Genomic DNA, 20,756 nt, shown 5'->3' on the forward strand with positions numbered 1-20,756 from the left:
GACGCGGGGGTCCGCAGCGGTTAGGTAGCGCAAAAACGGGACCGCGCGGCTGGGGCCGTGAGGATTGTTCGCGGTAGGGTTAAATGTTTACACAGTCGTGTTCCGAGCCTTCCGTGCCAACTGTACCATCTCCATCAGCATCGCTTCCCCGGCGTCCACCAGTTCCTCCAGCGTGATCCGCGGCGCGCCCTTGCGGCGCACGGCGCCACTGCGCGCGAGCAGGGGAATATGGATAAATGCGGCGAGCTTTGGCCCGCCGCCCCTGACGTTTTCGATCGCGCGCCAGCTCAGGTAATTGCAGAGATAGGCGCCGGCGTCGCGCGAGGGCCGCGCGTCGATGCCGGTGAGGCGGGCGGCGCGCAGCAGCCTTGCGGTGTGCGGGCCGAAAATCAGCGCGTCCGCATTACCGGCGATGCCGCGCTTGCTCGAGCGGGTGTTGGCGGCATCGGGCCAGAGCATGGTGACGGCGTTGCGCGCGCGGCTCTCGATGCGCAGATAGGGCGTGCGTGCGGCGAGGCCGAACATCAGCAGCGCGTCGGGCTTCTCTTTCGCGAGCACCTCCGGCAATTGCCGGTCCACCGCGGCATAGGTGACTGGGAAGATGTGGCTGGAGATCGCGGCATCGTCGAGTGCGGGACGGCGCAATTGCACCAGCCGGGCGACCAGCGGCTGGGTCGGATTGTAGGGCGCGCCGGGGAACGGGCCGAAGGCGGTGAGGAGAACGCGGAGCTTGTCGCTCATTGCAGCAACTCCAGGATCTTTTCGGCGGCGAGCGCCGGCGTGAGATGGCCGTCGGCCACCTCGGTCTCGATCTTCCGGACCTTGGTTCGCACCGACGCCTCGCTGCGCAACCGCGCCAGCATGCGTTGCTCCAGCATCGACCACATCCATTTCACCTGCTGCTCGCGCCGCCGTGCGGCGAAGTCGCCGGAGGCATTCATCGCCTTGCGGTGATCGAGGAGTTTCTGCCAGATCTTCGCAATGCCGTCGCCAGTCAGCGCCGAATAGGTCTCGACCGGCGGATGCCAGTGCTCGGAGCGTGGCGTCAGGATATGCAGCGCGCCGCGATAATCGGCGGCGGTGATGTTGGCGCGCTTGAGATTGTCGCCGTCGGCCTTGTTGATCGCGATCATGTCGGCGAGCTCGACCAGGCCCTTCTTGATGCCCTGCAATTCGTCGCCGCCGCCTGGCAGCATCAAGGCCAGGAAGAAATCGGTCATGTCGCAGACTGCGGTCTCGGACTGGCCGATGCCGACGGTCTCGACCAGCACGACGTCGAAGCCGGCCGCCTCGCACAGCAGCATCGCCTCGCGTGTCTTGGCCGCGACGCCGCCGAGCGTGCCCGAGGACGGCGAGGGTCGGATGAAGGCATCGTCGGAAGCCGACAGCCGGGCCATCCGCGTCTTGTCGCCGAGGATCGAGCCGCCGCTGCGGGCTGAGGACGGATCGACTGCGAGCACCGCGATCTTGTGACCCTGTTCGATCAGATGGATGCCGAGCGCGTCGATGGTGGTGGATTTGCCGACGCCGGGCGAGCCGGTGATGCCGACGCGTAGCGCTCTGCCGGTGTCAGGCAAGAGCATCTGCACCAGCTCGCGCGCCAGCGCCTGATGGTCGCTGCGCCGGCTCTCGACCAGCGTGATGGCCCGCGCCAGCGCCGCGCGGCTGCCGGCGCGAAGGTCATGGGCGAGGGATTTGATGTCCAGTGAAGGCTTTTTCTCAACCATGCCCTGCTTTACAACGCCCGCGTGGGGCAGGCGAGGGCCGCCCGCCCGATATCACCGGGATGTCGCCGCCACTCCGGTCCGCACCGGTTTCAGCTTTCGCCACACCCAGACCATCACCGGCCACAGCAGCGCCCCGATCGCCATGGCGGCGAGGATCGCGGCCACGGGGCGCTCGAAAAACGGCAAAATGCTGCCGTCCGACTTGATCAGCGAAGTGACAAAGGCCTGCTCGACCATGGTGCCCATGACGATGCCGAGCACCATCGCGGCGACGGGATAACCGTTGGCTTCCATGACATAGCCGATCACGCCGAAGGCGGCGACGGTGACGACGCCGAACATGTTGTTGCCGATAGCGAACGAGCCGACTGCGCAGCACAGCATGATGATGGGCATGATGGCGGAGCGCGGTGCCAGCAGGATGTAGGCGGCAACCCGGATCATGGCGATGCCGAGCGGGATCATCAAAATGTTCGCGATGATGAACATCAGATAGATCGCGTACATGCTCGACGCTTTCTCGGTGAACAGCGTCGGTCCGGGGTTGAGCCCCTTCATGTAGAGCACGCCGATTGCGATCGCGGCGATGGTGTCGCCGGGGATGCCGAACAGCAGCGACGGCACCCAGCCCGAGGCGATACTGGCATTGTTGCTGGCGCCGGCCTCGACCAGGCCCTCGACATGGCCGGTGCCGAACTTTTCCGGTTCCTTGGAGAAGCGCTTCGACATCGCATAGGACACCCAGGCGGCCATGTCGGCGCCGGCGCCGGGCAGTACGCCGATGATGATGCCGACGATGTTTCCGCGCGTCATCTGCCAATGGTATTTCTTGGTCAGCTTCCACTGACCGGCCATGATGCTTCCGAATTTGCGCCGCGGCAGCGGCGGCGGCTCGGGCGTCAGCATCGCGCGCATCACCTGGGCGACCGCGAACACGCCGACCAGCGCGGGGATCGGCTCGATGCCGCCGAACAGATCGGTGAGGCCGAAGGTGAAGCGCGGCACGCCGCCGGGATTTTCGATGCCGACGCAGGAGACCAGCAGACCGAGGAACATGCCGGCGATCGCCTTCACCGGCGAGGAGCGCGCCACCAGCGTCGCGCACATCAGGCCGAGCAGCGCCAGCCAAAAATACTCGAAGGTCGAGAACGACAGCGCGATCTCGGCTAGCGGCGGCGCCAGGATCATAAGCGACAGCACGCCGGCGATGCCGCCCACGGCCGAGAACCACACGCCGGCCCCGAGCGCCAACTCGGCCTGTCCCTTCCGGGTCATGGCGTAAGCCTCGTCGGCATAGGCGGCGGAGGCGGGCGTGCCGGGGATGCGCAGCAGCGCACCGGGGATGTCGCCGGAGAAGATCGCCATCGAGGAGGCCGCCACGATGGTCGCAATCGCCGCGATCGGCGAGAGATAGAAGGTGACGGGGACGAGCAGGGCGGTTGCCATCGTCGCCGACAGGCCCGGCAGCGAACCGATCACGAGCCCGTACACGGAGGCTGCGAACATCGCGATGATGACCTCCCAGGTGGAGATCAGTGCGAATGCTTCAATCAGGGTTTTCAGCATGGGATCACCAGGGCGTCGGCAACAGACCGGCGGGCAGCGGCACGCGCAGCAGCTTGCCGAAGATGAGGTGGATGGCGAACGGCGCCAGCGCTGCGAGCGGCAGCGCCAGCTTCCACTTTGCCCCCAACGCGGTCGAGGTGACGTAGACCATGATCGCCGCGGTGATGATGAAGCCGAGCCGGTCGGCCGCGACCACGTAGAACAGCAGCAGCGCCGGGGGCAGCAGCGCGCGCAGGCCATAGAATCTTCCCTGCGGCGGCGCGGCGGCCGCTACCTGGCCATCCTCGAGCGGGATCAGCTCTTCCGCTTCCTCGAAGGTGTGGCCGATCCCGAACACGATCGCGAGCCCGCACAGCGCAAGCCCAATGCCGATCACGAGCGGAAATACGTTGGGGCCGACCGGCTGCCCGGGTACCGGCGGCAGCAGCCAGCCGCCATAGGCGGCTGCGGTGCCGAGCACGACGAGAAACGATCCCGTGACGGAGTCGGGAAGGCGCATGGGAGGATCCTATGAGATTTCTTATCCCTCACCCCGTTCTTACGGAGAGAGGGTGGAGTCCGGGGCTGCGTCCGCGTTGGCGGTGAAAGCTGGACTTGGAGAGACTCCCCCTCACCCGAATTTGGGCTGCGCTCAAATTCGACCTCTCCCCGCAAGCGGGGAGAGGTGACAAGATCACGCCTTGCTCAGACCCGCCGCCTTCATCGCTTCGCCCATCTGGGCGTCGCCCTTGTCCATGAAGCTTGCGAACTGGCCGGCATCGCCCCACACGGTGCCGAAGCCGCGATTGCTCATGAAGTCCTTGAACTCGGCGGAGTCGTAGACCTTCTGCAGCGCCGCGGTGAGCTTCGTTGCGATCTCCGGCGGCAGGTTCTTCGGCCCGGCGATGCCGCGCCAGGCGCCGGTCGCGTAGTCGATGCCCATCGCCTCCTTCAGCGTCGGCACGTCCTTGAAGATGGGATTGCGCGCCGGCGCCATGATAGCAAGGCTCCTGGCCTTGCCGGCCTCGATGATGGCGCGGGCTTCCGGCACCGAGCAGGTGGTGAGGTCGAGGCCGCCGGCGGCGAGGTCCTGCATCGCGGGTGCGGCGCCGTTGGACGGCACCCAGGCGACCTGGTTGGCAGGCAGGCCCATCGCCTGCATCCAGCCGACCAGCGCCAGATGCCAGATGCCGCCCTGGCCGGTGCCGGAGGCCTTGAACTTGCCGGGAGGGGCCGCCTTGATGGCTTCCGCGAGCTCCTTCACCGTCTTGTAGGGCGAGGAGGAGGAGACCTGGATGCCCGGGGGGTCTTCGTTCATCAGCGCCAGCGGGGTGTAGCTCTTCGGCGCCAGCTCCGTCAGCCCTTGCCAGTGCATCATCGAGATTTCGACGGTGAGCATGCCGATGGTGTAGCCATCAGGTTGCGCGGTCGCGATCGCGGTATGGCCGACGACGCCGGAGCCGCCGGTGCGATTGACCACGTTGAAGGGCTGGCCGAGATCCTTCTCCAGAAGCGCTGCGACAATGCGCGCGGTCGCGTCAGTGCCGCCGCCCGCGCCCCAGGGAACGATCACGGTGACGGGCCGCGCTGGATAGGCTTGCGCGCGTACGGGTGTGAGACCGAATGCGGCGGATGCCGCGACTGCGGCAGATGAAGCCGCAAAGCTGCGGCGCGTAATCTTGGACATCAATGCCTCCCAGCGGCGCCCACGACGTCGGGCGCTCTTGTCTATGGCGACATTCTAGTCGGCTTTGCAGCGCGGCTGCAAGGTAGCGCTACCAGCGCTCTGCGGGCAACGCGGCCCTCATGCGTGGAATAGTGGAAGGCGAGGCCGGGAGTCTTGCCCGCCTCGGTTGAGGACGCAAACGTCACCGCGCCCATCTGAGCAGGCTCCGCTTCAATTCCGCGAACCAGTCGTCGCAGTCGCGCTCGCATCGCGCTTCATCTTTGCGACCATGAGCGATGCAGTCACCCCCTTCACCATTGCGGTCATGGCGGCGTCGTTGTCGGCGGTCTCGGTGAAGAATGGGCGGATTGCCGAGCGGCGGCCGAATTACTCTGCCGCCTCGCTATGCCCGAGCCGGGCGTTCAGCTTGCGGATCAGCTCCTCGGCCGCGTCCGCGATCACCGTGCCCGGCGGGAAGATGGCTTCCGCGCCGGCCGCGTAGAGCGCATCGTAATCCTGTGGCGGCACCACGCCGCCGACGATGATCATGATGTCGTCGCGGCCCTGCTTCTTCAGCGCGGCCTTGAGCTCCGGCACTGCGGTGAGGTGGGCGGCGGCAAGCGAGGAGACGCCGAGGATGTGGACGTCGTTCTCGACCGCTTGGCGCGCGGCTTCGTCGGCGGTCGCGAACAGCGGCCCAATGTCGACGTCGAAGCCGATATCGGCGAAGGCCGACGCGATAACCTTCTGGCCGCGGTCGTGACCGTCCTGACCGATTTTTGCGACCAGGATGCGCGGACGGCGGCCTTCCGCCTCCTCGAAGGCGTCGATCAGCGCCTGAACCTTCTCGACCCGGTTACCCATGCTGGACGCCTCCCGCTTGTAGACGCCGGTGATGGATTTGATTTCGGCGCGGTGCCGGCCGAACACCTTCTCCATCGCGTCCGAGATCTCGCCGACGGTTGCCTTCGCGCGCGCAGCGTCGATGGCCAGCGCCAACAGATTGCCGTTGCCTTCGCCCGCCGAGCGCGTCAGCGCGGCGAGCGCGGCCTCGACGTCCTTTTGGTTGCGTTCGGACTTCAGCCGCGTCAGCTTGTCGATCTGGAGCCGGCGGACATTGGTATTGTCGACCTTGAGGATATCGATCGGAGCTTCGTCCGTCGGCTTGTATTTGTTGACGCCGATCACCGCCTGCTTGCCGGCGTCGATGCGGGCCTGGGTCTTGGCCGAGGCTTCCTCGATGCGCAGCTTCGGTACGCCGGCCTCGATCGCCTTGGCCATGCCCCCGAGCTCCTCGACCTCCTGGATGTGGCCCCAGGCCTTGGCGGCGAGGTCGCGGGTGAGACGCTCGACATAATACGAGCCGCCCCAGGGATCGATGATGCGGGTGGTGCCGCTCTCCTGCTGCAGGAAGAGCTGCGTGTTGCGGGCAATGCGCGCCGAAAAGTCGGTCGGCAAAGCGAGCGCCTCGTCGAGCGCATTGGTGTGCAGCGACTGGGTGTGGCCTTGCGTCGCCGCCATCGCTTCCACAGTCGTGCGCATCACGTTGTTGAAGACGTCCTGCGCGGTCAGCGACCAGCCGGATGTCTGGCAATGCGTGCGCAGTGACAGCGAGCGCGGATCCTTCGGATTGAAAGGCTTCAGCAGCTTCGCCCAGAGCAGCCGCGCGGCGCGCATCTTGGCCACTTCCATGAAGAAGTTCATCCCGGTCGCCCAGAAGAACGACAGCCGCGGCGCGAAGCGGTCGACATCGAGGCCCGCCGCAAGGCCGGCACGAAGGTATTCGACGCCGTCGGCCAGCGTATAGGCGAGCTCGAGGTCCTGCGTCGCGCCGGCCTCTTGCATGTGATAGCCGGAGATCGAGATCGAATTGTATTTCGGCATTTTTTGCGAGGTATACGCAAAAATGTCCGAGATGATCCGCATCGAAGGCGCGGGCGGATAGATGTAGGTGTTGCGCACCATGAACTCTTTCAGAATGTCGTTCTGAATGGTCCCTGAGAGCTTCTCCGGCGGCACGCCCTGTTCCTCGGCGGCCGCAACGTAGAGCGCGAGGATCGGCAGCACCGCGCCGTTCATGGTCATGGACACGCTCATCTGGTCGAGCGGAATGCCCGCAAACAGCGTGCGCATGTCGTAGATGGAATCGATGGCAACGCCGGCCATGCCGACGTCGCCGCCGACGCGCGGATGGTCGCTGTCATAGCCGCGGTGGGTGGCGAGATCGAAGGCGACCGAGAGGCCCTTCTGTCCGGCCGCGAGATTGCGGCGGTAGAACGCGTTGGAATCCTCGGCCGTGGAGAAGCCGGCATATTGCCTGACGGTCCAGGGCTGGTTGACATACATGGTTGGGTAGGGGCCGCGCAGATAAGGCGCGATGCCCGGATAGGTATCGAGGAAGTCGAGCCCGGCCAGATCGGCCTCGCTATATGCGGGCTTCACCAGAATGCCCTCGGGCGTCAGCCACGGCTCGGCGCTGCCGGTCGGGGCGTCGGTGGCGGCGCGCTCGAAGGCGACGTCGGCGAAATTGGGAATGCGGGTCATTCCTTGGGATCCTCAAACCTGCGATTGCGCTCAATCAGCTTTTGCACATTTTTCTTGTAGACGGGATCGTCCAAGCGGCTCTGAGTAATTTGGCCGGTCCCAACCCAGAGCAGCCGCGCGAACAGCTTCCCAATCTTCCATTCTGCCAGACCGAGCAACGTTTGTCCGAGCAGCTGAAACATGGCGGCGCCTCAATCATGGTCCGGATGCTGATGGCTGACGATGGTCGCCATCTTTTCCGGCCCGTAATTCTGCTGCGTGGTCTGGCTCGGCAGATTGGCGATCCCGACCACCCAGCCGAGACGGGACTCGGTGCCGAACTGCCGAGTCGGCACCACGTGGTCAGGACGGTCGAAGGCGCCGGTCATGATCTCGATCCGGTCGCCGTCGATGCGGCCAAAGCTCAGCGGCGTGCCGCAGGCGGCGCAAAAGCCGCGCTCGGCGATGGAGGAGGAGCGGAAGAACGACGGACCCCCCTTGGTCCAGGCGAAGTCCGTCTTGTTGATGTCGGCAAAAGAGGCGAACGGCGCGCCGCTGGCCTTCTGGCACATCCGGCAGTGGCAGATCGAAACCCTGTTCGGCGCCGTCGTGACTCCAAAGCGCACTGCCCCGCATTGGCAGCCGCCGGTGAGAACGGGTTTGCCTGCGTCTGTCATGGCTGCTCCATCCGTCGATAGGTGTCTTGCAGCGTGGCAAGCGCATCGCCGCCGGCAAAGACGAAGCCGGTGACGCCGGCTGCACGCAGCGCCGCCTCGGCATCGGTCGGGCGGCCTGCCAGATAGATAAGTCGGGCGCCGGCGGTTTGCAGGGCCTGCGCCGCGGCTTCGGCGTGTTCCGCATAGACCTTGTCGCTGGAACAAAGGCAGGCGAGCCCGGCACCGGAGGCCTTGAAGGCTGCAGCTAACTGGGCCGGATCGGCGAAGCCCTGGCTGTCGACGGCCTGGATGCCACCGGTCTCGAACAGGCTTTTGGCAAAGGTCGCGCGCGCCGTGAAATCAGCGGGCGTGCCGAGATTGGCCAAGAAGACTTTCGGCCGCGCGCCGTGTGCCTTCAAGGCCGCATCGGATTTGTCCCGCAGCGCCTCGAACGGTTCTGCCAGCCGGATCGGCGGCAGTGCGTCGAATTTGTATTTTTGCTCGCCATAGGGCGCCAGCGCGATCGGCGTCGCCTTCAGCACCGTCGTCTCGTTCTCGTGCAGGTTCGGAAACTCGCTGGCGCCGGTCAGCACGTCGCGGCGTCTTGCGATGTTGGCGTCGCGGGCTTTTCGCGCGGCCGCGACCTTGCTCTGGAACAGGCCCTGCTGAAGCGCAGCGAAGGCGCCGCCGGCTCTCTCGCTCTCCTGGAATAGCGCCCAGGCCGCGTCGCAGAGCTGGCCGGTCAGTGTCTCGATGCCGCCTGCGCCTGCCGCGGGATCGCTGACCTTGGCGAGGTTGCTCTCTTCCAGCAGCACGAGCTGCGTATTGCGCGCCACGCGCCGCGCGAATGGATCGGGCAGGCCGAGCGCCAGCGTATGCGGCAGCACGGTGACCGCGTTGGCACCGGCAAGTCCGGCCGCAAACGTCGCCATGGTCGCGCGCAGCATGTTCACATAGGGATCGCGCTGCGTCAGCATGCGCCAGGCGGTATCGGCGGCGATGTACAGCGGTTTTGGCGTGAGCCCGCACGCCGTCTCGATACGCGCCCACAGCAGCCGCAATGCGCGGAATTTTGCCATGGTGAGGAACTGGTCTGCATCCGCGGCAAGCCGCGCATAGACCATGCCCTGCGCCTGCTCCAGCGGAACGCCCGCGCCCTCGATCGCGCGGAAATAAGCGACGCCGCAGGCGAGCGCGAAGGCGAGCTCCTGCACCTCCGAGCCACCGGCATCGTGGATCACGCGTCCGTCGGCCGATGCAAACGGCCCCTTGAAGCCGAGCGCGGCGAGGCCCTTGACGCCGCCGGTGATGGCCGGAACGATCTCATCCCAGGTATAGGGGCTGTGGCCCCACACCGCGCAGGCCGCGAGCGGATCGAGCCCGAAGCGGATGTCGCAGGCCCCGGGATCGATGCCCTTGCTCTTCACATATTCCGCGACGTGGATCGCCGCCATCCGCGATTGCGGACCGATCTCGAGCTCGAGGCCGATGCCGGCATCGAGATGGACGTCCTTCAAGATCTTTGCGACTGCGTCCGCGGTCGCTTCCAGCCCGAAACCGTGAGCGGCATTGCCGCCGGCGAACACCAGCGCCAGCCCCGTCGCGCCATTTTCGAGATCGGTCAGTGCCTGTGCATTCGCCGCACTTGCATCGGGATGGTCGATCCGCTGCATGATCTGCCAGGGCGCGGATGCCGGCCGTCCCACCACGGGCGCAATGCCTTTGGCGCGCGGATAGAGCGGATCGATCTTGATCCCGTCATAGGTCTTGCCAACCAGCTTCTCGAACGGCGCGCCCTTCAGCACGCCATCGACCAGCTTGCGCCAGTCCTCGACGGTCGCCTTGGGAAAATCCGCCGCCAGCGGCAGGTCGTCAGTCGCGGAGGTCATGCGGCGAAGGGCTCCCGAAAATCTTGTTGTTCGCAGGCGAAATTGCCACGGCCGGCCGTCCCTGCAAACGGTTGTTTTTGGTTAACCGGTATCCGGAAGCCGCTCAATGCCTTGTGTCGAGACGCTGGCGAGACCGTCATGGACACGAATGCCTGCGATCACGCGGTCGGGCGCGATCTCGGCCAGCGGCACCAGCACAAAGGCGCGCTCGAATAGGCGCGGATGCGGCAGGGTCAGGTCAGGCTTCTGCATCGACACATCGTCATAGGCGATCATGTCGAGATCGAGCGTGCGCGGGCCCCAGCGCCGCTCTTTATCGCGGGTGCGGCCGAATTTCTGCTCGACCTTCTGCATCACGAACAGGAGCGCATGCGGATCAAGGCTGGTCTCGATCTCGATGCAGGCGTTGATGAAGGGAGCCTGGTCCTCGTCGCCCCAGGGCGGCGTCGCATAGTCCGACGAGCGCGCGATCAAAGCGGCCTGCGCCATGCCGCAGATATGGGCGATTGCCTTCTGGAAGGTCGCGCGGACATCGCCGACATTGCCGCCGAGCGCAATCAGGACGCTCGCCATGTCAGGGGTGCCGCGAGCGCGTCAGCATGACGCCGACGTCGTCGAAGATCGCGGCGATCGGCGCATGCGGCTTGTGCACGGTGATCTTGACCGCACGGATGCGCGGAAAGTGCGACAGGATGGCGTCGGCCACCGCGCCGGCCGCGCGCTCCAGTAGCTTGTAATTGGTGTTCTTGAAGGCCGCGGTGGTGGTCGCCACGACGTCGGCGTAGGACACGGTGTCGGCGAGCCGGTCGCTGCGGGAAGGCTCCGACAGGTCGGTATAGAGCTCGAGGTCGATGACAAAGCGTTGGCCGACCTCGGTCTCGTGCTCCATCACGCCGTGGCGGGCATGGATCGACAGGCCGGTTACGAAGATCGTATCGGTCATGGCTTGCTCTCGATTGCGTGCGCCACTCGCAGGGCCTGCAAGGTCTCGGCGACGTCGTGGGTGCGGATGATTTTCGCGCCGCGTTGTGCGGCGAGCAGATGTGCGGCGATCGAGCCGGCGAGCCGCTCGGTCGGCTCCGACGGCGACACCGAGGCGATGAAGCGTTTTCGCGAGGCACCAACGAGGATCGGCAGGCCGAACATGTCGAGCTCGCGAAGTCGTGCCAGTGCAATCATGCTCTGTTCTGCCGTCTTGCCGAAGCCGATGCCGGGATCGAGCACGATCTTGTCGCGGGCGATGCCGGCTTGTGCCGCGATATCCAGCGAGCGCTGGAAGAACGCCTTCATGTCCGCAATGATGTCGATGGCGGGATCGACCCTGTCGCGGTTATGCATGACGATGACAGGGACGCTCCTCGCGGCCACCAGCGGCGCCATGCCGGCGTCGCGTTGCAGGCCCCAGACGTCGTTGGCGATCGCAGCGCCCTGATCGAGCGCAAAGGCCACCACCTCGGCCTTCATGCTGTCGATCGAGACCGGCACGCCGAGCGCCACGATGTCTGATAGCACCGGCTTGAGCCGGGCCAGTTCGTCTGCCGCGGTGACCGGCCGGGCGCCCTTGTAGGGCCGGGTGGACTCGGCACCGATATCGATGATGTCGACCCCCACCTCGATCATCGCCCGCGCCCGCGCGAGTGCCTGCTCGGGCGCGATGAATTCGCCGCCGTCGGAGAATGAATCCGGGGTGACGTTGAGCACGCCCATCACCGCCGGGATCGGCCGCTCCAGCAACGTCCGCAGCACGTCAAGCCCGACTGAACCGGCCGCCGGGACGGATGGGGAGGGCGAGGCATTCATGCGGCCCGCTTTAGCCGTCGGGGAGGGGGAGTCAAGACGGGAAGGCGTGGGTTGCCAGCGTTTGGACAGGGCGTCGCACACCCTCGCTGTCATTGCCCGCGAAAGCGGGCAATCCAGTATCCAGAGACAGTGCCGCGATACGGAGGAGCCGCGGCGTACTGGATACCCCGCTTTCGCGGGGTATGACGGCAGAGTTGGGATGCATTGTTGCTCATCGGGCAAAACAATGCCGAGAGAGTAGCGCCCACCCCGTATGCGGAGAGCAGCAGTCCTAATACGAAATCTTTGGCGGCAGCTTCTTCGCCTTGGCGATGATGTCGCCGACCGACTTCTCCGAGGGCAGGATGCGGAGCAGCTTTTTCTTCTCGTTGGCGTCCCGCATGCTCTGGGCGAGCCTTGCCGGGTTACGGTAGGCGAGCTCGCGCACGGTGGTGACGCCGGCGGCGCGGACCAGACCGACCTTGGCCCTGCCCATGCCGGGGATGCGCATGTAGTCGGAGACGTTAGCCCATTCCAGCAGCAACTGCTCGCTGATGCCGGTCTTCACGGAGAGCGCCTTGCGGCCCTTCACGGTCGAAGCCGCCTCGAGCAGCGCGTCGGTGGTGCGGATACCCTGCGCCTTCAACTTGTTGGCGGCAAAGGCCGACAGGCCCTCAATCTCGGAGATCGGATATGTCATGATACTCGATGTGAAATGCGCAGGCGTCAGGCGAACTGGCTGAGGCCCGGGGTCCCCGCGATGATCTTGCCCATCTGATCCGCTCCGATTTTGTCTCGGCCGAAGCGAAAAAGTTCACGGGCGATGTTCTGAATCTCGGACATGCCAAGTCCCAGGCCCATCAGGCGCGTGCCGACCGCCATCAGGCCGCCGCCCATCAGCCGCGACAGTCCTCCGCCGGTGCCGGATGCCTCGATTGCCGCTTCTGCACCTGGAATCTGGTCGATCAGGACCTGGACGCTGTCGGAAGGACCCTCGTTGCGGAGGAAGCCCAAGATAATGCCGACGGTCTTTTCGGCGACAGCACTATCTATGCTGGCGTTTGTCGCCAGCCGCCCGATTAGCTCGTCCATATGGCCGCCCCTCAGCCGGTTCACATGCCGGAGTATTGCTTTCGAAAATGATCTTGAGCCGGTGTGGTGTGAAATACAAGCGATGAACGCCATCAACGTTCCGATTCATTCTCGAACGCGCGAGAAGTGTTGCAGTGATGCAAGAGCGGAGATGAAATCGGCAAAAAAATGCCGCGATGCGAATGCGTCCTTCCTACTTTCGGCGGATGTCCACCTGCATATTTCCGACGATGTCGCATGCCCGGAGCGCGTTGAATGGTTTCAATCAGCGCGCGACATGCGTTAAACTACGGAACTGTGCATTCGAGTTTCGATATGCGAAACAGGGCAGAGAGATCAGGGAATAATGACCGCACAGGACAGCAAGCTCGGTGATACCGACGACAAAATCTTCGTCGGTAAAGGAAACGAGCAGGCTTGGCTGACGCTGGCGTTCGCCAATCGCCACGGCCTCGTCACAGGTGCAACCGGAACCGGCAAGACGGTCTCGCTGCAGGTTATGGCGGAAGGATTTGCGCGCGCCGGTGTTCCGGTCTTCGCGGCCGACATCAAGGGCGACCTCTCGGGCATCTCCGAGGTCGGCGTGCCCGCGGATTTCATCGTCAAGCGCGCCACCGAGATGGGACTGACGTTCGAGCCCGACCAGTTCTCGACGGTGTTCTGGGACGTGTTCGGCGAGCAGGGCCACCCGGTCCGTGCGACCGTCACAGAAATGGGCCCGCTGCTGCTCGCACGTATGCTGGACCTGAACGACGTGCAGGAAGGCGTGCTCAACGTCGCCTTTCGCGTCGCCGACGACAACGGGCTGACCCTGATCGACATGAAGGATCTGCGCGCGCTGCTCGATGCCATCGTGCCCGATGCGGGCAAGAAGGGGACGGATGCCGAGGACAGTCCGCTTGCCGAGATCAAGAAGGCGGCGCAGGGTTTTGGTAATGTCATCAAGGCCACGGTCGGCACCATCCAGCGCCAGCTTCTGGTGCTCGAGAACCAGGGCGCCACCAAATTCTTCGGCGAGCCGGCGCTGACGCTGAAGGACTTCATGAAGACCGACCGCGACGGCCGCGGCATGGTCAACATCCTCGTCGCCGACAAACTGCTGCAGAGCCCACGGCTTTACGCGACATTCCTGCTGTGGATGCTGTCGGAATTGTTCGAGGAGCTGCCCGAGGCCGGTGACCTGCCCAAGCCGAAGCTGGTCTTCTTCTTCGACGAGGCGCATCTGTTGTTCAACGACGCGCCCAAGGCGCTGATGGACAAGATCGAGCAGGTGGTGCGCCTGATCCGCTCCAAAGGCGTCGGCGTTTATTTCGTGACTCAAAACCCGGTCGACGTGCCCGACCGCGTGCTCGGACAATTGGGCAACCGGGTGCAGCACGCGCTGCGCGCCTTCACCCCGCGCGACCAGAAGGCGGTCGCCGCTGCGGCCCAGACCTTCCGCCCCAACCCGAAGCTCGACACCGCCAAGGTGATCATGGAGCTCGGCAAGGGCGAGGCGCTGGTGTCCTTTCTCGAAGGCAACGGCACGCCGGCGATGGTCGAGCGGGTGATGATCCGGCCGCCATCGGCCCGGATCGGACCGATCACGCCGGAAGAGCGCAAGGCGATCATGGATGCAAGCCCGGTGAAGGGCAAATACGACACCGCCGTTGATGCAGAGTCCGCCTACGAGATGATCCAGAAGCGCATTGCCGGCACGGCGGCGACTGCCGATCCCGGCGCGGCTGGCGGCATTGGAGGCGGTGGCATCCTCGGCCAGATCGGCTCGATGGTCGGCACCATCTTCGGCACGAACGTCAAGCGCGGCCGCCTCTCGACGGGCCAGGTCATCGCCCGCGACGTGACCCGATCGGTCACCAATCAGGTAATCGGGGGGATGGCGGCCAATATCGGCAAGTCCGTCGCCGGCCAGCTTGGTGGCTCGATCGGCCGCACGCTGGTCCGCGGCGCGCTCGGCGGCTTGCTGCGCAGGTAGGCAGAAAGCCTCGTTTGAGGCAACTCCTCCGCAAACCCGCCGCTTGTGCGCGGCGGGTACAAATTCGGGTGATCAGGACTCTCCAAGCGTTCGTTGGTCTGCTAGGTGCTATGGCCCCTGACTGGACCACATCGTGACCTCACCTAAATCTTTCGTTCGATCCGGCGCACTCCGAACCCTGTCGTTGCGTGCGCCACTCGACCTGCTCTTCCTGCTCTGCTGCTTCATCCTGGCTGCCGATGTCCTTGGTCCCGAGATCTTCGGGCACGGCAAGACCAAGGACTACGGCCTGTGGTACTGGGCCGGGCAGCAGGTCTTGAAGGGTGGGCCGCTCTATCCCGGCGATATCCACCAGTACTTCGAGTTCATCTACCCACCGCTGCCGGCGATCCTGCTGGCAGTCCCGAGCTGGTTCGGCAAGATCGCGCTCTACAGCGTGCTGTCGATCCTGAATATTGCGGCGTGGTGGTACACCGGGATGCTCTCCAATGTCATGAGCGGTTCGGGCCGCACGCCTGGCCCTTGGCTGGAGGCGCTGCCCGCTCTCGTCACCGTGACCTTCGTGTTCGACATGTTCGATCTTGGCCAGCCGAACCTCGTCTTGCTGGCGATGATGCTCTACGGCTTCTGGAGTTTGCAGCATCAGCGCTCCTGGCTCGCAGGCTTCATGTTCGCGCTCGCCGCCGCCATCAAGGTGTTTCCCATTGCGGTGCTGCCCTATCTGGTCTGGCGGCGAAAGTGGGGAGCCGCCGTCGCTACGGTCGCGTTCGCCGGCATCCTTCTCTATATCGTGCCGGCCCCCATTCGCGGCTTCGAGCGCAACGCCGCCGAGGTCAAGACCTGGTATCAGGGCATGGTCGGGTCGAGTTCGGAAAAAGGATTTGGCCAGCGCGACGAGCAGAACTGGTCGTGGGTGAACCAGTCACTCATTGCTGTCACGCACCGGCTGGTCCGGCCAATCAACTACAATCAGGAGGATCCGAGCAAGCCGCCGCGCACGATGAATGTCATCGACGTCGATTACAGGACGGCGAACTGGATCGTGCTGGCGCTGTCGGCGTTGCTCGGACTCGGCTTCGTCGCGGTCATGCCACGGCAAGCGCGGCGCACGGCGCGCTCGGACGCCGAGGAACTCGGCATCCTGTTCTGCCTGATGACGGTGGCATCGCCTCTGGCGCGGCAATACTACTTCATGTGGCTGTTCTTCCCGATGACGGTGCTGATGCATCGTGCCGCCTTCGACGAGCGGGCGAACGTGCGCCTGGGAACCTGGCTCGCCCTTGGCGCCGCCGGCATCCTCATGCTGCTGGCGCTGCCGTGGTTTCCAAATGTCTTGCAGGCCTGGGGCAACAACCTCGTCGCCACGGCGGTGCTCGCAGCTAGTCTCGCATGGCACATCCGGCATCCGCCGGTTGCGGCTGGCCCCAACGCCGCGGCAGCGCTAAAAGCCGATAGTTCTTGAGAAGACATCTTGAGCCCCGACGTCTTGGGATTCGAACGCAGGGAATACGACCAATGGCAAATGCGCAGCTTCAATCCGTGCTCGACCACATCGACAAGGAGTTCGACAACAGCCTGGAGCGCCTGTTCTCGCTGTTGCGGATCAAGTCGATCTCCGCCGATCCGGCCTTCGCGGCCGATTGCAAGGCGGCGGCCGAGCATCTTGCCAGGGACATCGCGAGCCTCGGCGTTGCCACTGAAGTGAGGCCAACCGCCGGCCATCCCGCGGTCGTCGGCAAGAGCGTCGCGGGCGGCCGTCCGCATGTGCTGTTCTACGGCCACTATGATGTGCAGCCCGTCGATCCGCTCGAGCTCTGGCACCGTCCGCCATTCGAGCCTGTTGTGACCGACCATGCCGATGGTCGCAAGATCATCGTGGCGCGCGGCGCCGAGGACGACAAGGGCCAGGTCATGACCTTCGTCGAGGCCTGCCGCGCCTGGAAGAAGGTGACGGGGTCGCTGCCGATCGACGTCACGTTCCTGATCGAAGGCGAGGAAGAAGTCGGCTCGAAGAACTTCGTGCCCTTCATCGAAGCCAACAAGGACGAGTTCAAGGCTGACTACGTGCTGGTCTGCGACACCGGCATGTGGGACCGCAACACGCCGGCGATCACGACCTCCCTGCGCGGCCTGCTCTATGAGGAGCTCAAGATCACCGCCGCCAATCGCGACCTGCATTCCGGCGTGTTCGGCGGCAGCGCGATGAACCCGATCCGGGTGCTGACCAAAATTCTCGGCGGGCTGTTCGACGACGACAATCGCATCACCATTCCGGGCTTCTATGATGGGGTGAAGGACACGCCGCCGGATATTCTCGCGCAGTGGAAGAAGCTCGATTTCACGCCGGACACATTCCTCAAGCCCGTTGGGCTATCGATACCGGCCGGCGAGAAGGGCAGGCTCCTGGTCGAGCAAGCTTCCACGCGTCCGACCTGCGACGTCAACGGCATCTGGGGCGGTTATATCGGTGAGGGCTCGAAGACGGTGATCCCGTCGCAGGCCTCGGCCAAGGTCTCGTTCCGACTGGTCGAAGGGCAGGATCCGCAAAAGATCCGCAAGGCTTTCCGTGAGTACGTGACGGCGCGCATTCCGGGAGACTGCAAGGTCGAGTTCGGCGACCACTCTGCCGGGCCTGCGATTGCGCTCGACTGGAACATGAAGCCGCTCGCCGCGGCCAAGACCGCGCTGACCGAGGAATGGGGCAAGGAGACCGTGTTGATGGGCTCGGGCGCCTCGATCCCGATCGTCGCGGACTTCAAGCGTACGCTTGGGCTGGATTCGCTGCTCGTCGGTTTCGGCCTCGACGACGACAATATCCACTCGCCGAACGAGAAGTACGACCTCCGCAGTTTCCAGAAAGGCATCCGTTCCTGGGCCCGCATCCTCGCGGCGCTGGCGGAGGTGAAGTAGGGCGCTCTTTCCTCGTCATTGCGAGCGTAGCGAAGCAATCCAGAAATCTCTCTCCGGCGCCAGCCTGGATTGCTTCGTCGCTTCGCTCCTCGCAATGACGGGGCCAAATAAAAACGCCGCCCGGAATTGGGCGGCGTTTCATTCCAAAAGGCGTAGAGGTTCGTTGACCGTTACCCTACACCAAATCCCGAAAATTTCAAGAGCGGTAGCCCGGAAGCTCGCGGTCCAGCTTGCGTAGCAGCGGTGGCCACACGAGGTTGGTGGCGCGCAGCTCGGCGCGGTCGCGGTTGGCGAGCAGCTCGGTGTTCTTGTCGATCGCGACATCGTCGACCGGGTAGACCGGCGTGCCCAGCGCGCGCGTACGCACCTGCATCGAGCAGGCTCGCTCGAGGTGATACATGCGCTCGAAGGCCGAGGCGACCGAGCGCCCGACCGTCAGCGTGCCGTGGTTGCGCAAGAGCATGTGATTGTGGTCGCCTAGGTCCTTCTGCAGCCGCGGCCGCTCGTCGTGGTCGAGGGCGATACCTTCGTAGTCGTGATAGGCGAGGTCGTGGGTGACGAGCTGGGCGGTCTGGTTCAGCGGCAGCAGGCCTTCGGCGCTGCTCGAGACAGCGGTGCCGTCGAGGGTGTGAAGATGCAGCACGCAGATGGCGTCCTCGCGAACCTCGTGGATCGCCGAGTGGATGGTGAAGCCGGCGGGGTTGACGCTGTATTCGCTCTCGGAGAGCTGGTTGCCGTGCAGATCGACCTTGACGAGGCTCGACGCCGTGATCTCGTCGAACATCAGCCCGTAGGGGTTGATGAGGAAATGATGGTCGGGGCCGGGCACGCGCGCTGAGATGTGGGTGTCGACCAAGTCGTCCCAGCCGTAGAGCGAGACGAGGCGATAGCAGGCGGCGAGATTGACCCGTTGCTGCCACTCGGCCTCCGTCATGTTCGACGGCACTTCCTTCAGGCGCGCTTCCGCTGGCGACATGGCTGATCTCTCCGAACATCGTTGTTGCAGGGAGGGAGCGTAGTCCTGCCGCGACCTGCCAGCAAGGCACACAAAGCGCGGCAGTCCAGCGTAGCCCGCATGAGCGAAGCGACATGCGGGGCTGCCTGATAGGCCCCGGATGTCGCTGCGCTCATCCGGGCTACGGTCCTACAAGAGAGAAGAATTTTTACGGCGCCGGGATCGAGAGCAGGCTGGAAATGCTGCTGCCGCGGATATCGTAGACGCGGGCGAACACCACGTCGTCGCGCTTGATCTCGACCAGCACGGGGGCGGTGAGGCCCTTGCAGTAGAACTCACCGAGCGTCATGGCGAAATCGGCGGCATTGGAATCCCAGCCAATGGTGAAGTCGGGGCCGAGCGCGACCTGGGCGGGACGCTGCGGACCGCACACGGCAACCTTCCATTTCCGATTGCGCGGCGGCACTTCCTGGCGTTCGACCAGCTGCTCGCGCAATTCGTCGGAGGCCTGCTTCAGCGCGAGGCCCCAATAATCCAGCATGAAGCGGTCGTCGGCGCCGCGCACGGTGCCGGCGATGTGGTTGAAGTGGGTGTATTGATAGGGATGCAGGCGGATCATCTCGGCGAGCGAGAGCGCAAGGCCAAAGCAGAAGGTGGCGAGCACGACCGGCTGCCAGGTGCGATGATTGGCGCGCAGGCGCTCCATGGCCCAGCCAAAGGCGACGCCGCCGAGCACCGCCATCGGCGGGATCACGAAGACGAAATGGCGGATGCCATTGTACAGCGCCGGTCGCTTCACCATCGCGATCGCGAGCGGCAGCGTCGCGGCGAGCGTGAGCATCAGCAGGATGGTCTTGCGGCGGGCTGGGACCTCGCGGCGGGGCAGCATAACCAAGGTGCCGATCACGGCGCCGAACGTCAGCACCAGCATCACCTCGGGCAACTGAAGTGCGAACAGCGTCGGCAGATAGGACCAGGGCATGTCAGGCACGGATACGATCGCGCCGTCGAACATCTCCTTCCAGGGTTTCTCGAAGAAGTGCGAGAAGTAGGTCAGCGCCTCGAAGGGATTGCCGGGCTCCATGATCGACCACGGCCAGATCAGCCCCATCACGAGATAGCCGAGCACGAGGCCGGGCAGCAGCACGTAGACGACATGAGCGAAGCGTCGGACCGACTCGCGCAGGCCCTCGCTGCGCAGTTCCTCCAGGAACAGCGGCATGAAGCCGATTACGGCATAGACCAGCGCAAGGCCGCCGAGGATGCGGGTGCCGAGCGAGAGGCCGGCACCAAGGCCGACGATCAAGATCGTGCGCGGCGAAGGCTGCGGATATTCCTCGGCGAGGCGCACAAGGCCCAGCATCAGGATGATCATGGCCACGGCGAAGGGCGCATCCTTCGGGTTCATGAACATGTGGCCGTAGAAGATCGGGCAGAGCGCGAGCAGCAAGAGTGAGGCAAGTCCCGCAAGCGGGCCGCCGATACGGCGGCCGAGCCGCCACGTCACGGCAAGTCCGATCACGCCGACGACGGCGCCGACCAGACGGCGCGTCTCGAACAGCTCGAGCGGAATCACCTTGTGCAGGAGGGCCGCGACCATGTCGAAGCCGCCGCCATACATATAGAGGTTGGCGAAGGAGAGTGCCGCGGTGTCCTTGAAACCGGAACCGAACATGCGCAGCAGCAGGTCGGCATATTCGGCGTGGGTGTAGTCGTCCCAGCCGAGCCCATAGTCGCGGAAGGTCAAGCCTGCAATGACGGCGACCGCAGCCAGCACCAGCATGGCGAGATCGTCGCAAGTCCGTTCAACCGAGCGCCGCAGAGGCGTGTCGATCGCCGAAGTCGTGATGGATGTCATGGCTATTGGTGACCCGGAATCCCCTCTTGGCCCTGCTGGTGCGCGCGGGCCTGCTCCCCGGAATCCCTATAGCGCAGTTCCATTACCAAGTAATTGGGCATTATGGCCAAATTTCTGATGCAACGCAGCAAATCCGACCAACTTGAGAGCAGCCTAGAAGTAGCGAGCCGTAGCTGAAGGG

The 20,756-nt window shown here is 64.7% G+C and carries 19 protein-coding genes; 3 read left to right on the forward strand and 16 right to left on the reverse strand.

The window, feature by feature from the left end:
- Positions 1–87: 87 nt before the first annotated feature.
- The 14 genes from ACIPUD_RS16890 to ACIPUD_RS16955 form a co-directional block, all read right to left on the reverse strand.
- Complete coding sequence (locus ACIPUD_RS16890) at positions 88–741, reverse strand: pyroglutamyl-peptidase I (protein WP_018456884.1); 654 nt, start codon at positions 739–741, stop codon at positions 88–90.
- Entirely contained in the window at positions 738–1,727 is a 990-nt protein-coding gene (gene meaB, locus ACIPUD_RS16895) for a methylmalonyl Co-A mutase-associated GTPase MeaB (RefSeq protein WP_446481185.1), read from the reverse strand. The genes ACIPUD_RS16890 and meaB overlap by 4 nt, the downstream gene beginning before the upstream one ends.
- 51 nt (positions 1,728–1,778) lie before the next feature.
- Positions 1,779–3,293 carry a tripartite tricarboxylate transporter permease gene (locus tag ACIPUD_RS16900; RefSeq protein ID WP_085352261.1) on the reverse strand — a complete coding sequence of 505 codons (1,515 nt, stop codon included), beginning with the start codon at positions 3,291–3,293 and terminating at the stop codon, positions 1,779–1,781.
- A 4-nt stretch (positions 3,294–3,297) separates the two neighbouring features.
- Positions 3,298–3,792 (reverse strand): tripartite tricarboxylate transporter TctB family protein, encoded by a 495-nt coding sequence (locus ACIPUD_RS16905; RefSeq protein ID WP_446481186.1) that lies wholly within the window; start codon positions 3,790–3,792, stop codon positions 3,298–3,300.
- A gap of 174 nt (positions 3,793–3,966) precedes the next feature.
- Positions 3,967–4,959 carry a tripartite tricarboxylate transporter substrate binding protein gene (locus tag ACIPUD_RS16910; protein ID WP_018456881.1) on the reverse strand — a complete coding sequence of 331 codons (993 nt, stop codon included), beginning with the start codon at positions 4,957–4,959 and terminating at the stop codon, positions 3,967–3,969.
- Positions 4,960–5,325: 366 nt separating this feature from the next.
- Entirely contained in the window at positions 5,326–7,482 is a 2,157-nt protein-coding gene (scpA, locus tag ACIPUD_RS16915) for a methylmalonyl-CoA mutase (protein WP_446481187.1), read from the reverse strand.
- Entirely contained in the window at positions 7,479–7,664 is a 186-nt protein-coding gene (locus ACIPUD_RS16920; protein ID WP_018456878.1) for a hypothetical protein, read from the reverse strand. Before ACIPUD_RS16920 ends, scpA begins: the two co-directional genes overlap by 4 nt.
- Positions 7,665–7,673: 9 nt before the next feature.
- Positions 7,674–8,138: a GFA family protein gene (locus ACIPUD_RS16925; protein ID WP_446481188.1), complete on the reverse strand. Its 465-nt coding sequence runs from the start codon at positions 8,136–8,138 to the stop codon at positions 7,674–7,676.
- On the reverse strand, positions 8,135–10,006 hold the full coding sequence (locus tag ACIPUD_RS16930; protein WP_446481189.1) for a methylmalonyl-CoA mutase family protein: 1,872 nt from the start codon (positions 10,004–10,006) through the stop codon (positions 8,135–8,137). The genes ACIPUD_RS16925 and ACIPUD_RS16930 overlap by 4 nt, the downstream gene beginning before the upstream one ends.
- A gap of 81 nt (positions 10,007–10,087) precedes the next feature.
- On the reverse strand, positions 10,088–10,579 hold the full coding sequence (folK, locus tag ACIPUD_RS16935) for a 2-amino-4-hydroxy-6-hydroxymethyldihydropteridine diphosphokinase (protein ID WP_018456875.1): 492 nt from the start codon (positions 10,577–10,579) through the stop codon (positions 10,088–10,090).
- A gap of 1 nt (position 10,580) precedes the next feature.
- Positions 10,581–10,949: a dihydroneopterin aldolase gene (folB, locus tag ACIPUD_RS16940; protein WP_018456874.1), complete on the reverse strand. Its 369-nt coding sequence runs from the start codon at positions 10,947–10,949 to the stop codon at positions 10,581–10,583.
- A complete protein-coding gene (gene folP, locus ACIPUD_RS16945) occupies positions 10,946–11,806 on the reverse strand; it encodes a dihydropteroate synthase (RefSeq protein ID WP_026233258.1) in 861 nt (286 codons plus the stop codon). Before folP ends, folB begins: the two co-directional genes overlap by 4 nt.
- A 271-nt stretch (positions 11,807–12,077) precedes the next feature.
- The gene (locus ACIPUD_RS16950; protein ID WP_018456872.1) at positions 12,078–12,485 is read right to left on the reverse strand and encodes a DUF4332 domain-containing protein; all 408 of its coding nucleotides are present in this window, start codon (positions 12,483–12,485) and stop codon (positions 12,078–12,080) included.
- 26 nt (positions 12,486–12,511) lie between these two features.
- Entirely contained in the window at positions 12,512–12,877 is a 366-nt protein-coding gene (locus ACIPUD_RS16955; RefSeq protein WP_018456871.1) for a hypothetical protein, read from the reverse strand.
- Between the two features lie 346 nt (positions 12,878–13,223).
- Here ACIPUD_RS16955 and ACIPUD_RS16960 point away from each other — a divergent pair, with 346 nt between their 5' ends.
- The 3 genes from ACIPUD_RS16960 to ACIPUD_RS16970 all read left to right on the forward strand — a co-directional run bounded on the left by ACIPUD_RS16960 (position 13,224) and on the right by ACIPUD_RS16970 (position 17,762).
- The gene (locus ACIPUD_RS16960; RefSeq protein ID WP_446481190.1) at positions 13,224–14,852 is read left to right on the forward strand and encodes a helicase HerA-like domain-containing protein; all 1,629 of its coding nucleotides are present in this window, start codon (positions 13,224–13,226) and stop codon (positions 14,850–14,852) included.
- A 133-nt stretch (positions 14,853–14,985) separates the two neighbouring features.
- Positions 14,986–16,314 (forward strand): glycosyltransferase family 87 protein, encoded by a 1,329-nt coding sequence (locus tag ACIPUD_RS16965; RefSeq protein ID WP_247456206.1) that lies wholly within the window; start codon positions 14,986–14,988, stop codon positions 16,312–16,314.
- Positions 16,315–16,367: 53 nt separating this feature from the next.
- Positions 16,368–17,762 (forward strand): M20/M25/M40 family metallo-hydrolase, encoded by a 1,395-nt coding sequence (locus ACIPUD_RS16970; RefSeq protein ID WP_446481191.1) that lies wholly within the window; start codon positions 16,368–16,370, stop codon positions 17,760–17,762.
- 196 nt (positions 17,763–17,958) lie between these two features.
- Here the strand turns inward: ACIPUD_RS16970 and ACIPUD_RS16975 are convergent, their stop codons facing one another.
- Together ACIPUD_RS16975 and ACIPUD_RS16980 are read right to left on the reverse strand one after the other, a co-directional pair.
- Positions 17,959–18,738: a class II aldolase/adducin family protein gene (locus ACIPUD_RS16975; protein WP_018456867.1), complete on the reverse strand. Its 780-nt coding sequence runs from the start codon at positions 18,736–18,738 to the stop codon at positions 17,959–17,961.
- A 187-nt stretch (positions 18,739–18,925) separates the two neighbouring features.
- Positions 18,926–20,575 carry an ArnT family glycosyltransferase gene (locus tag ACIPUD_RS16980; RefSeq protein WP_204510684.1) on the reverse strand — a complete coding sequence of 550 codons (1,650 nt, stop codon included), beginning with the start codon at positions 20,573–20,575 and terminating at the stop codon, positions 18,926–18,928.
- Positions 20,576–20,756: the final 181 nt, after the last annotated feature.

The sequence above is a fragment of the Bradyrhizobium sp. CAR08 genome (assembly GCF_052871955.1).